Source organism: Duganella dendranthematis (genome assembly GCF_012849375.1).
In the GTDB taxonomy this organism is placed as follows: domain Bacteria; phylum Pseudomonadota; class Gammaproteobacteria; order Burkholderiales; family Burkholderiaceae_D; genus Rugamonas; species Rugamonas dendranthematis.
Window position 1 is genome coordinate 2,701,390 of the sequence record NZ_CP051684.1, and the last position, 12,962, is coordinate 2,714,351.

13 protein-coding genes are annotated in these 12,962 nt (G+C 64.7%); all 13 read left to right on the forward strand.

Annotated elements, in window-relative coordinates:
* The first annotated feature begins 3 nt into the window (after window positions 1-3).
* Window positions 4-1,452: a murein hydrolase activator EnvC family protein gene (locus tag HH213_RS12395; RefSeq protein ID WP_169115135.1), complete on the forward strand. Its 1,449-nt coding sequence runs from the start codon at window positions 4-6 to the stop codon at window positions 1,450-1,452.
* 15 nt (window positions 1,453-1,467) lie between these two features.
* Window positions 1,468-2,949, forward strand: coding sequence for a S41 family peptidase (locus HH213_RS12400; protein WP_169112441.1), 1,482 nt, complete (start codon window positions 1,468-1,470; stop codon window positions 2,947-2,949).
* A gap of 30 nt (window positions 2,950-2,979) precedes the next feature.
* Window positions 2,980-3,729, forward strand: coding sequence for a HesA/MoeB/ThiF family protein (locus tag HH213_RS12405; RefSeq protein ID WP_169112442.1), 750 nt, complete (start codon window positions 2,980-2,982; stop codon window positions 3,727-3,729).
* 125 nt (window positions 3,730-3,854) lie between these two features.
* Entirely contained in the window at window positions 3,855-4,310 is a 456-nt protein-coding gene (gene gspG / locus HH213_RS12410; protein WP_110846254.1) for a type II secretion system major pseudopilin GspG, read from the forward strand.
* A 21-nt stretch (window positions 4,311-4,331) separates the two neighbouring features.
* Entirely contained in the window at window positions 4,332-4,802 is a 471-nt protein-coding gene (gene gspH, locus HH213_RS12415; protein WP_110846255.1) for a type II secretion system minor pseudopilin GspH, read from the forward strand.
* Between the two features lies 1 nt (window position 4,803).
* A complete protein-coding gene (gene gspI, locus HH213_RS12420) occupies window positions 4,804-5,187 on the forward strand; it encodes a type II secretion system minor pseudopilin GspI (RefSeq protein ID WP_169112443.1) in 384 nt (127 codons plus the stop codon).
* Entirely contained in the window at window positions 5,184-5,825 is a 642-nt protein-coding gene (locus HH213_RS12425; RefSeq protein WP_110846257.1) for a PulJ/GspJ family protein, read from the forward strand. The genes gspI and HH213_RS12425 overlap by 4 nt, the downstream gene beginning before the upstream one ends.
* A complete protein-coding gene (gene gspK / locus HH213_RS12430; protein WP_110846258.1) occupies window positions 5,822-6,754 on the forward strand; it encodes a type II secretion system minor pseudopilin GspK in 933 nt (310 codons plus the stop codon). Before HH213_RS12425 ends, gspK begins: the two co-directional genes overlap by 4 nt.
* A 27-nt stretch (window positions 6,755-6,781) precedes the next feature.
* Entirely contained in the window at window positions 6,782-8,017 is a 1,236-nt protein-coding gene (gspL, locus tag HH213_RS12435; protein WP_169112444.1) for a type II secretion system protein GspL, read from the forward strand.
* The gene (locus tag HH213_RS12440) at window positions 8,014-8,523 is read left to right on the forward strand and encodes a type II secretion system protein M (RefSeq protein WP_110846260.1); all 510 of its coding nucleotides are present in this window, start codon (window positions 8,014-8,016) and stop codon (window positions 8,521-8,523) included. The genes gspL and HH213_RS12440 overlap by 4 nt, the downstream gene beginning before the upstream one ends.
* Window positions 8,520-9,293 (forward strand): type II secretion system protein N, encoded by a 774-nt coding sequence (locus HH213_RS12445; RefSeq protein ID WP_169112445.1) that lies wholly within the window; start codon window positions 8,520-8,522, stop codon window positions 9,291-9,293. The genes HH213_RS12440 and HH213_RS12445 overlap by 4 nt, the downstream gene beginning before the upstream one ends.
* 14 nt (window positions 9,294-9,307) lie before the next feature.
* Complete coding sequence (gene gspD / locus HH213_RS12450) at window positions 9,308-11,536, forward strand: type II secretion system secretin GspD (RefSeq protein ID WP_169112446.1); 2,229 nt, start codon at window positions 9,308-9,310, stop codon at window positions 11,534-11,536.
* A 1-nt stretch (window position 11,537) separates the two neighbouring features.
* Window positions 11,538-12,959 (forward strand): type II secretion system ATPase GspE, encoded by a 1,422-nt coding sequence (gene gspE, locus HH213_RS12455; RefSeq protein WP_169112447.1) that lies wholly within the window; start codon window positions 11,538-11,540, stop codon window positions 12,957-12,959.
* Window positions 12,960-12,962: the final 3 nt, after the last annotated feature.

The window sequence follows — 12,962 nt, forward strand, 5'->3', positions numbered from 1 at the left end:
CTGATGTTGTCGCTCGGCGCGGCCGGACTCACCGCCGCCGCGCCGTTCGCCAAGCCTACCGAACGCAGCAAGCAGAAAGCGGTGGCCGAGGCCGAGCGCGCCGGCCTGCAGCAAAAGCTGTCGAGCCTGAAAAAGGACATCAGCAAGACCGAGAGCGCCAAGGATGACGCCGCCGATACGCTGGCCGCATCGGAGCAGGCGATTTCCGACGCCAACCGCGCGCTGCGCGACCTGCAGCAGGAGCAGGGCGACACCAACGTCAAGCTGCAACAGCTGTCGTCCGAGCACGAGCGGCTGGCGGCCACGGTCGCCCAGCAGAAGCAGCAACTGGCCAAGCTGCTGCGCGACCAGTACGTGGCGGGCAATGAAGACCGCATCAAGCTGCTGCTGTCCGGCGACAATCCCAACCGCATCAACCGCGACCTGCAAATGCTGTCGTATGTGTCGCAGGCGCAGGCGCGGCTGCTGGAGTCGCTGCGCGGCAACCTCAAGGCCGTCGAGGTCAACCAGGAACAGGCGCAGAACGCCAAGGACGAGCTGGAAGAAATCGCTGCGGAGCAGTTGCAGCAGAAAGCCAAGCTGGAGCAGGAAAAGGGCCGCCGCGCGGCCTTGCTGTCCAGTTTGTCGAGCAAGCTGGTGGCCCAGCGCAAGGAAGCGGGCAACCTGGAGCGCGACGAGCAGCGCATGAGCAGCCTGGTCGACAAGCTGAGCAAGCTGATCGCCGAACAGGCCGCCGCCGCCGCCGCCGAGAAGAAACGTCAGGAACAAGTGGCGGCCGCCCGCGCCGCCGCCAAGGCCAAGGCCGAAGCCGATGCCCGCGCGCTGGCCAAAGCCAAGGCCGCCGAAGCGGAGCGCCAGCGTCTGGCCAAGGCCAACAACAGCAAGTCCGGCACCATCAAGCCGGTGAAGCCCACCGCGCCGAATCCGGCCGACGCCATCGATGCCGACGAACCGCCGAAAATGGCCGAGGTCAGGCCGGCGCCGGCGCCAACGCCGGTGGACAACACGCCGCCGGCCAAGCCGGCCGACATCGCGCTGGCGCCGGTCGCGCCGGCCGGCGCTTTTGCCAGCCTGAAAGGCCAGCTGCGCGCGCCGGTGGCCGGCAAGGTCACCGCCAAGTTCGGATCGCGCCGCGGCGACGGGCCGACCTGGAAAGGCGTGTTCATCCGCGCCAGCGAGGGGGCCGAGGTGCACGCCGTGGCCACCGGCCGGGTGGTGATCGCCGAGTGGATGCGCGGCTTCGGCAACCTGATCATCATCGACCACGGCGGCCAGTATCTGAGCCTGTACGCCAACAACGAGGCGCTGCTCAAGCGTCCGGGCGACGTGGTCAAGCCGGGCGACGTGATTTCCAGTGTCGGCAATACCGGCAGTAGCGAAGAATCAGGGCTATACTTCGAACTTCGCCATCAGGGCGCGACATTCGACCCGGCTGGCTGGGTCAAGTTTTAAGGTTTGCGGAAAAATATGGGCAACAAAGTCAAGAACATCGGCCTGATCGGCCTCGGTATGGTGGCTGGTGTTGCCGCCTCGTTCCAGTTTTCCGCCATCGCGCAAAAAGTCACCGGCACCCCGCTGCCGCTGGAAGAACTGCGCCAGCTGTCGGATGTGTTTGGCCTGATCAAGACCGATTACGTCGAAACCGTCGACGACAAAAAGCTGCTGACCGAAGCCATTTCCGGCATGGTGGCCTCGCTCGACCCGCATTCGGTCTACCTCGACAAGAAAGCCTTCCGCGAAATGCGCGAGACGGTGGCCGGCAAATTCGTCGGCATCGGCGTCGAAGTCGGCCTGGAAGATGGCTACATCAAGGTGGTCTCGCCGATTGAAGACACGCCCGCGTTCAAGGCCGGCATCAAGGCCGGCGACCTGATTACCCGCATCGACGGCACGCTGATCAAGGGCATGTCGCTGGACGAGTCGGTGAAGAAGATGCGCGGCGAGGTGCACTCCAAGGTCAGCGTCACCATCAGCCGCAAGGACGAGGACAAGCCGCTGGTGTTCAACATCACGCGCGAGGAAATCCGCGTGCAGAGCGTCAAGGCCAAGATCATCGAGCCGGGTTATGCCTGGGTACGCATTTCGCAGTTCCAGGAACCGACGGTGGACGACATGGCCAAGAAGATCACCGCCCTGTACCAGCAAGACCCCCACATCAAGGGCCTGGTGCTGGACCTGCGCAACGATCCGGGCGGCGTGGTGCCGGGCGCGATCGGCGTCTCGGCCGCCTTCCTGCCGAAAGATTCCGTCATCGTCTCGACCAACGGCCAGTTGGCGACTTCCAAGGAGACCTTCTACGGCCGCCAGGAATTCTACGCGCCGCGCGCCAAGAGCGACCCGCTGGCCAAGCTGCCGGCCGGCCTGAAAGACGTGCCGATGGTGGTGCTGGTGAACGCCGGTTCCGCCTCGGCCTCGGAAATCGTCGCCGGCGCGCTGCAGGATTACAAGCGCGCCACCGTGATCGGCCAGCAGACCTTCGGCAAAGGCTCGGTACAGACCTTGCGCCAGCTGACCGCCGATACCGCCGTCAAGCTGACCACCGCCCGCTACTACACGCCGAAAAACCGCGCCATCCAGGCGCGCGGCATCACGCCCGATCTGCTGGTGGACGAAACGGCGGAAGGCGATGGCCTGAACGGCCTGCGCGTGCGCGAAGCCGACCTGCAAAAACACCTCGGCAACGACAAGGAACCGGAACAGGCCAACAAGCGCGATGTGGTGGAAGACGAACAACGCCTGTCGGCGCTGTCGAAAAAATGGAAACCGGTGGAATTCGGCTCCAAGGACGACTTCCAGCTGGCGCAGGCGCTGAACCACTTCAAGGGCTTGCCGGTTCAGGTATCGAAGGCGGACGCCAAGCCGGCCAATGATGTCGGCGAGACCAAGCCGGATACGCCAACCACGCCAACCACGCCGACGCCGCTCAAGCCCGACACCAAAGCCAAATAACCGCATGCGCGCCAACGCCGCATAGAGACGATGGACGACTCACAACTGCTGCGCTACTCGCGCCACATCCTGCTAGACGAAATCGGCATCGAAGGCCAACAGGCGCTGCTCGACGCGCATGCGCTGGTGATCGGCGCCGGCGGCCTCGGTTCACCGGCCGGCATGTACCTGGCCTCTGCCGGTGTTGGCCACATCACGCTGGTCGATAACGACACGGTCGACCTGACCAATCTGCAACGCCAGATCGCCCACACCACGCAGCGCGTCGGCCAGCCCAAGGCCGAATCGGCGCGCCTGACGCTGCAGCAGATCAATCCCGACATCACCGTCACCGCGCTGAACGAACGGGTGGACGACGCTCGCCTGGCGCAGCTGGTGGCGCAGGCCGACGTGGTGCTGGACTGCACCGACAACTTCGCTACCCGTCACGCCGTCAACCGCGCCTGCGTGGCGGCCGGCAAGCCGCTGGTGTCCGGCGCCGTGATCCGCTTCGACGGCCAGATCAGCGTGTTCGATCCGCGCAGCGGCGAACAGCCGTGCTACTCCTGCCTGTTCCCGCAGGACCAGAAGTTTGAAGACGTGGCCTGTTCCACCATGGGCGTGTTTGCGCCGCTGGTGGGCGTGGTCGGCGCCATGCAGGCCGCCGAGGCGCTCAAGCTGCTGATGGGCGTCGGCGCCCCGCTGGCCGGCCGCCTGCTGATGCTGGACGGGCTGCACATGGAATGGACCAGCATCGGCGTCGCCCGCAACGGCGCCTGCCCGGTGTGCGCCGCCAAGTAAGACCTTGTAAAGAAACTGTCATATTAAGATCGATTTAAGCACTAAAGCGGATAAATTGGGGCCGGATATCGCCATGGCCTGAATTCCGCCTTATACTCTGCACTCTTTAAATTTGTTATCAGATTATGAAAAAGCTCTCACTTCGCAGCTCTGCCGCACGACGCATCCAGCGTGGCTTTACGCTGATTGAAATCATGGTTGTCGTGGTGATCATGGGCGTGCTGGCGGCCATGGTGGTGCCGAAGCTGCTGAACCGCGCCGGCGACTCCAAGGTGTCCGCCGCCAAGGTCGACATCGCGACCCTGATGCAAGCACTGAAACTGTACAAGCTGGATAACCAGCGCTACCCGACCACTGAACAAGGCCTGCAGGCGCTGATCGAGAAGCCGGCCAGCGGCCCGGCCGCCAACGGCTGGAAGTCCGGCGGCTATGTTGAGAAAATGCCGAAAGACCCGTGGGGCAATCCATACCAGTACCTGTCGCCTGGCATCAAGGGCGAAGTCGACGTGTTCTCCTACGGCGCCGACGGCCAGCCGGGTGGCACCGGCAACGATGCCGACATCGGCTCCTGGGACAACTGATCACTGACGGGACGCGGTATCATGCGCACCGGCCAGCGGGGCTTCACGCTGATCGAACTGCTGGTGGTGATGGTCATCCTGGGCGTCACCCTGGGACTGGTGACGCTCAGCGCGATGCCGGGCCAGAAGCAGTCGATGCAGCAAGACGCCAAGCGCATCGCGCTGCTGCTGCAATTGGCGCGCGATGAGGCCATCGTGCGCAACCGCCAGATCGCCTTCGAGGCGGGCAGCGACAGCTACCGCTTCATGATCCGCAACGATAACAAGCAATGGGAGCAGGTAGTGCAGGACGACCTGCTGCGCGAGCGCGAATTCAAGAATAGCCCGGTCACGCTGATGCTGGACCCGGCGCCGGCGCTGCCGGAAGCCACGCTGCGCATCGTCTTCGGCCGCGAGCCGGTGGATAAACCTTTTGTGCTGACCATGGCCGCCAACGACGGCAGCAGTGTCGTCATCCGCGCCGACGGCATTGGCCATTTCACGGTGGACTGACATGCGCCGCTCCCGCTCCTTCTTCTCCTCCCACGGATTCACCATGCTGGAAGTGCTGGTCGCGCTGATGATCGTCGCCACCGCGCTGATCGCGTCGCTGCGCGCGGTCGGCAGCCTGACCGGCAACAGCGACGGCCTGCGCGCCAATATGATGGCCACTTGGTCGGCCGAGAACCGGCTGGTGCAAATGCGCCTGTCGCGCGTGTTCCCGCCGATCGGCAAGACCACCTACGAATGCCCGCAGGGCGACTTGCAACTGATGTGCGAGGAAGACGTCATCGCCAGCCCCAATCCGCGCTTCCGCCGGGTCGAGGTCAGCGTGTATGAGGCCAGCCATCCGGAGCGCCGCATCATCAAGCTGGTTCAATTGGTGCTGAATTCATGAAGTTCCGGGTGCGCGGCTTCACGCTGGTTGAACTGCTGCTGGCCATTTCCATCCTGGCCGTGATCGCGGTGCTGGGCTGGCGTGGGCTGGACAGCATCATCCGTTCGCGCGTGATGCTGACCGCCGACATGGAGCAGACGCGCGGCCTGCAACTGGCGTTCGCGCAGATGCAGAGCGATTGTGAAAACCTGGCCTCCAGCGCGCTGCTGCATCGCCGCGCCTTCATCCAGGCCGAGGACAGCCGCATTACGCTGGTGCGCATGGTGATGGCCGATAACCAGGCCACGCGCTTGCAGGTGGTGTCCTACCGCGTCAACGCCGACGGCGTGCTGACGCGGCGCGAGTCGACTTCCACGCGTGACCTGGCGCAGCTGGACAACCTGTGGCAGGCGGCGCTCAGCGATACCGATCCGGGTGGCGCGGTGTCGCTGCAATCGAATGTGCAGGGCATGAGCATGCGCTTGTGGGTGCCGGGTGCGAGCCTGGTTCCCACCGCCGCCAATGCCGGTGGCTGGGTGGCGGCGGCCGGTGTCACCAGCGCCGGCGTCACCAGTCTGCCGAATGGGCTGGAAGTGTCGCTGATGCTGCGCGGGCAGCAGATCCCGATGGTGAAGTCCTTCCTGCTGGGGGCACTGTGAAGCTGAAACGGCAACGCGGGGTCGCCATTATCACGGCGCTGCTGCTGACGACCCTGGCGATCACCATCGTCACCAGCCTGTTCTGGCAGCAGCAGGTACAGGTGCGCTCGATGGAAAACCAGCGCTTGCAGTTGCAGACCCGCTGGATTTTGCGCGGTGCGCTGGACCTGAGCCGTTTGATCCTCAACCAGGACTTGATGGACTCGCCCAACATCACGCAGCAAAATGGCGTGTGGGCCACGCCGCTGGAAGAGACGCGGCTCGACGATTACGTCGAACGTGAGCGCCTGCAAGGGGAAAATTTTGACGCCACGCTGTCCGGCCGTATGACGGATGCGCTGGCGCGCTACAATCTTGGCAATCTGGCAGTGAGCAAAGTGGTGAGCAAGGAGCAGTTGGCGGTGTTCCAGCGGCTGCTGAGCAATTTGCGGCTCGACCCCGGCCTGGCGCAGGGCGTGGCCGACCTGGTGGCGCAGTCGCAGACGCTGGCCGGCGCGCAGCAGAGCAGCAGCACTGAACCGATGGAGCTGGTGCGGGCGGAAGATTTGCTGGCGGTGAGCGGCTTCACGCCAACCGCCATCGACCAGTTGCGCGATTATGTGATCGTGCTGCCGGCCAGCGGCACGGCGGTCAATGTCAATACCGCGCCGGCCGAAGTGGTGGCGGCGCTGGTGCCGGGTTTGTCGTTGTCGGATGCGGCGGCCATGGTCAATACGCGCAAGACCGTGTACTACCGCCAGAAAGCGGATTTCACGGGCACGGCGCAGATGTCCGGCAAGGCGAGCCTGGTATTTTGGGATGTGCGCAGCGATTACTTCCTGGCCTACAGCCGGGTGAAACTGGACCGGGCGACGCTGGAAACGCAGTCGCTGCTGGTGCGGCCGAATAAAACGCCGACCACCAGGGTGGAATGGATACGGGAATACTAGAACAGCGATGAACGAAAGCGAGATCCTTTGACTACACTAATCATCCGCTATCCGGCCAAGGCCAGCGTCGACAGCGGCGCGGCCCAGACCTGCGCGTTCGCGCTGGTGGGCGACGGCGGCAACCTGCTGCAGCAAGGCGCGGCGCCGCTGGGCAACCTGGGCGACATGGTGGCGGCGGCACGCCGGGTGACGCTGCTGCTGGCGGCATCGGACACCGCGCTGCTGCGCATGAAAACGCCGCCGCTGTCAGGCGCCAAGCTGAAGGCGGCCTTGCCGGCGCTGGTGGAAGAACAGGTGCTGGGCGATCCGGCTGATTGCGTATTGGCCGCCACCGCCGCCGACGACGAAGGCATGCGCACCGTGGCCGTGGTGCAGCGCGCGTGGCTGGAAGTGCTGGTCAAGGCGCTGCTGGCGCAGGGCGCGCAGGCGGTGTCGGTGATGCCGTCGCAATTGTGCCTGCCGTTCCAGCCGGGCGCCGTCTCGGCCGCGCTGGTGCCGGGCGACGCCGGTTTCGACCTGGTGATGCGCCAGTCGCAGTTTGAAGGCTTGGGTATGACGCTGCCGGCGCAGCCGCAAGCCGCGCTGCAAACGTTGCGTGTGCTGGCCGGCGAGCAGCCGGTTACGCTGTACGTGTCGGCCGCGCAGAGAGCGCAACTGGCGCCGCTGGCTGCCGAGATTGCGCATCTGACGCTGGAAGAGGACCATTGGGCGCACTGGGTAGCCGGCGCGCGCAGCGCGGGGCTGGACCTGGCGCCGGCGCTGGGCAACAACGGCGCCTCGGCGCGCGCGTGGCAGCGCTGGCGCTGGCCGGTGCGCATCGCCGTGCTAGCGGTGCTGATCAATGTGGTGGGCGTAAATATCGAATGGATGCGCCTCAAGGGCGAAGCCAAGGCCGTCAGCCAGTCGATGACACAGACCTTCAAATCGGTCTATCCGAAAGAACCGCTGGTGGCGGCGCCGCTGGAACAGATGCAGCGCAATATCCGCCTGGCGAAAGCCAGCAGCGGCGAAGCGGGCGGCGACGAATTCGTCACCCTGAGCGCAGCCTTTGGCGAAGCCATGAACGTCCTGCCACGCAAGGACATCATCGCCTCGCTGGAATACAAGGACCATGCATTGCTGATCAAGGTCAAACCGAATACCGTGGACGGGACGGCGGTGCAGCAACTGCGCGCCGCCCTGGCCGGCCGCAAGCTGGATATGCAGGAGCCGGTGCCGGGCGCCTGGAAGATCCAGCCGCTTAGCGCTGGAGGAAAATCATGAGCAAGCCGAATCCATTGAACACGCTGCGCGCGCGCGCCGACGCCTTCTGGCAGGTGCGCACCGAGCAGGAACGCAAGCTGCTGCGCATCGGCGGCATCGTCATCGGCCTGGCGCTGTTCTACAGCATCGCCGTCGATCCGGCCGTCAGCGGCACTGACCAGTTGCACAAGCAACTGCCGCAGCTGCACCAGCAGGCCGCCGAGATGCAGGGGATGGCGCGTGAAGCGCAGGCGCTGCAAGGGCAGAACACCATCGCGCCGACGCCGATGACGCGTGAAACCTTGAGCACCGGCCTGACCGCGCGCGGCCTCAATCCGCAGTCGCTCAACGTCACCGGCGAATACGCCAAGCTGCAATTCAACGGCGCGCAATATGCCGGCATCGTGGCGTGGCTGGACGCGATCCGCACCGAAAGCCGCATCAGCGTGGTGGACGCCAGTTTTACCGCGCAGGACACGGCGGGCGTGGTGAACGGCACGCTGACGCTGCGCCAGGGAGTCCGATGAAGCGCGCCATGCTATGGTTGCTGACCATTGCGCTGACGATGGCTATCACGCTGCTGGTATTCTTTCCGGCGGCGTGGCTCGGTTCCATCGTTGAATCGCGAACGGGCGGCCGTTTGACGCTGGGGGATGCGCAAGGTACGCTGTGGCGCGGTTCGGCCTTCATCGGCGGCGCGGCGGGCAATAACAGCCCGGTCACGCCGCTGCTGCCGGGTCGCTTCAGCTGGAAGATTTCGCCGCTGTCGCTGATCGGCATGGTCGAGCTGCAGCTGGAGAATCCGGAAGCGCTGGCGCAGCCGGTGACGTTCCGCGGCAGCTGGTCGCACTGGCAATTGAGTCCGTCGGCGTTGCTGCTGCCGGCGGAAGGCTTGTCCGGCCTGGGCGCGCCATTGAATACGCTGGCGCCGAGCGGCGCCATGCGGCTGTCGTGGACCGGGCTGGAGCTGGCGCTGGAAAACCGCCAGGCCAGCATCAACGGCCGCACCACGCTGGAGATGACCGACATGGCCTCGCGCCTGTCGTCGATCCGGCCACTGGGCAGCTACACGCTGGCGCTGGACTGGCACGGCCAGCAGGCGCAGTTGGCGCTGGATTCCGTCAAAGGGCCGCTGCTGCTGAGTGGCCGGGGCAATTTGAACAACGGCCGCCTGCAGTTTTCCGGGCAGGCCGAGGCAGCACAGGGATACGAAGAGACGCTGGCCAATCTATTGAATTTGCTGGGCCAGCGCAAGCCAGGTAGTGATCGTAACGTCATCGCATTAGAGTTCCACTAAATTAAAGTCCGACTATGAAAAATCAGTCCATGAGCAAATCCCGTCTTCCTGCGCTGCGCCGCCTGAGCGTAGGTGCGATGCTGTGCTGTGCGATCAGCGCCGCGCCCACCGCCGCCATGTTGCTGTTGCCCTTGCAGGCGCAAGCCGCCGCGGATGACGCGGCACTGAATTTTGTCGGCGCCGATATCGAGTCGGTCATCAAGGCGGTGGGCCACTACACCAACATCACCTTCGTCATCGATCCGCGCGTCAAAGGCACGTTGACGGTGGTGTCGGAAAAGCCGGTGACCAAGTCGCAGGCGTTTGCGCTATTGACGTCCGCGCTGCGCCTGAATGGCTTTGCGGTGGTCAGCGGCGACGGCTTCGCCAAGGTGGTGCCGGAAGCGGAAGCCAAGCTGCAAGCCAGTCCCACCCAGATCGGCATGCAGCCTGCCGCCAAGGGCGACCAGATTATCAGCCAGATCTTCCACCTGAATTATGAGTCGGCCGCCAATGTGGTGACGGTGCTGCGCCCCCTGATCTCGCCGAACAACACCGTCAACGCCAACCCGGGCAACAACAGCGTGGTGGTTACCGACTATGCCGACAACGTCAAGCGCCTGGCGAAGATCGTCGCCGCGCTGGATGCGCCGGCGGTCACCGACCTGGATGTGATCCCGGTGCGCTACGCGATCGCCACCGACCTGGCGGTGATGATGAACAAACTGCTGGACGGCAGCAGCGGCGGCGCCAGTGGCGGCGATTCCGGCAAGGTCAGCGTGCTGGCCGATCCGCGCACCAATGCGCTGATCCTGCGCGCGCCATCGCAGGCGCGCGCCAACCTGGCCAAGTCGCTGATCGCCAAGCTGGATCAGCCGACCCAGGAACTGGGCAATGTGCACGTGGTCTACCTGAAGAACGCCGAAGCCACCAAGCTGGCGCAGACGCTGCGCTCCGTGGTGTCCGGCGATACCGCGCAGACCAACAACAGCGGCAGCGGCACCAATGCGCAGAACAGCAGCGGCAGCAATAGCTTCAACAATAACAGTTCCAGCAGCAGCTCCAGCACCAGCGGTTCCGGCAGCGGCAGCTCCGGGCCGAGCAACCCCCTGCTAACCGGTAACAACAACCAGCAGCAGCAAGGCGGCAGTGGCGGCAGCGCCGGCTACATCCAGGCCGACGCCACCACCAACACGCTGATCATCACCGCGCCGGAATCGGTGTACCGCAACCTGCGCGCCGTGATCGACCAGCTGGACGTGCGCCGCGCGCAGGTCTACATCGAATCGCTGATCGTCGAAGTCACGTCCGACAAAGCGGCGGAATTCGGCGTGCAGTGGGCCGGCGCCTCCGGCAACTCCGACAGCGGTACGCGGGTCGGCGTGCTGCAATCGTTCACCACCGGCGGCACCACCAATAACCTGACCTCGATCTACGCCGGCAAGGGTACTGTCCTGCCGAGCAACGGCTTCTCGCTTGGCCTGTTCAACAAGAGTGGCCTGGGCTTTCTGGCACACGCGCTGGAATCGGACGCCAATGCCAACATCCTGTCGACGCCGAACATGATCACGCTGGATAACGAACTGGCGACGATCCGCGTCGGCCAGAACGTGCCGATCCTGACTGGCCAGTTCACCACCACTTCGGGCACCAACAGCAATCCGTTCCAGACCATCGACCGCAAGGACGTCGGCCTGACGCTGAAAGTGCGACCACAGATTTCCGAAGGCGGCACCATCAAGCTGGCGATTTACCACGAGACCTCCAGCGTGGATAAGTCGACGCTGACCGCCGCTTCCGGCATCACGCTGAACAACCGCGTGATCGAGAATAACGTGATCGCTGACGATGGCCAGATCATCGTGCTGGGCGGGCTGATTTCGGATACCGTCGGCGACGGCAACGACAAAGTGCCTGGCCTGGGCAGTCTGCCGATCATCGGCAATCTGTTCAAGTACCAGAGCCGCACCCGTACCAAGACCAATCTGATGGTGTTCCTGCGTCCGGTCGTGATCCGCAACAAGGAACAAAGCATCAGCCTTGCCACCGACCGCTACGACTACATGCGCGACCAGCAGCAGAACATCGCGCCACCGGAGGGTGTGCTGGTCAAGGACCTGGGCCAGCCGGTGCTGCCGGAGCTGAAGAACGGCGCGCCAGCCGGCGGCGGTGGGATTGCCGCACCGGTGCCGCCAGCGCCGCTGCCTGCACGTCTGCCGGGCGGTGCGTCGATCCAGCCAGTACCTCAGCCAGTGCAGCAGTAATATGAGCAATCTTCTTCCTTACGCCTTCGCCCGCGATTTCGTGGTGCTGGCCCAGCACAGCGAGGATGCCGAAGGCACCGTCGACGTGCTGGTCTGCGGCGCCACCGCGCCGGCCGCCATCGCCGAGGTGTCGCGTCGTTTCGGCCGCATCCAGCTGAAGAGCATGACGCGCGCCGACCTCGAAACCGCAATCGCTGCGGCCTACGCCAGCTCCGGCGGCAACGCTTCCATGGTGGCCGAGGAATTCGACGCCGACCTCGATCTGACCAAGCTGCTGCAAGACGTGCCAGCGATTGAAGACCTGCTGGAATCGTCTGACGACGCGCCGGTGATCCGCATGATCAACGCGTTGCTGACGCAGGCGCTGCGCGATGGCGCTTCCGATATCCACATCGAACCGTTCGAGCAAACCTCGGTGGTGCGCTTCCGCGTCGACGGCACGCTGCGCGACATCGTCCGTCCACGCAAGGCGATCCACGGTTCGCTGATCTCGCGTATCAAGATCATGGCGCAGCTGGACATTGCTGAAAAACGCCTGCCGCAGGATGGCCGCATCACGCTGCGCATTGGCGGCAAGCCGGTGGACGTGCGCGTCTCTACGCTGCCGACCGGCCACGGCGAACGCGCGGTACTGCGTCTGCTGGACAAGGAGGCCAATCGCCTCGACCTGAACCACCTCGGCATGAGCGAGACCATGCTGCCGAAGTTCGACGCCATCATCAACCAGCCGCACGGCATCGTGCTGGTGACCGGTCCGACCGGCTCCGGTAAAACCACCACGCTGTACGCTGCGCTGGCGCTGCTGAACGCCTCCACCACCAATATCATGACGGTGGAAGACCCGATCGAGTACGACCTCGCCGGCGTTGGCCAGACGCAGGTCAATACCCGCATCGACATGACCTTCGCCAAGGCCCTGCGCGCCATCCTGCGCCAGGACCCGGACGTGATCATGATCGGTGAGATCCGCGATCTGGAAACCGCGCAGATCGCGGTGCAGGCTTCGCTGACCGGCCACCTGGTATTGGCCACGCTGCACACCAACGACGCCGCCGCCGCCGTCACGCGTCTGCTGGACATGGGCATCGAGCCGTTCCTGCTGTCGTCCACGCTGCTCGGCGTGCTGGCGCAGCGCCTGGTGCGCAAGCTGTGCCCGAGCTGCAAGACCTTCGACGGCACGCTGTGGCACGCGGTCGGCTGCGAACATTGCGGCCACACCGGCTACCAGGGCCGGGTGGGCGTGTACGAATTTTTGGAGACCACGGAGCAGATCCGCGCGCAAATCCACAACCGCGCATCGGAAGCCGAGATCAAGACGGTCGCTGTCGGCGACGGCATGCAGACCATGCGCGACGATGGCGAACGTTGGCTGGCGGCAGGCGTCACCACCCAGGCCGAGTTGATGCGCGTGACCAAGGACTAGGCG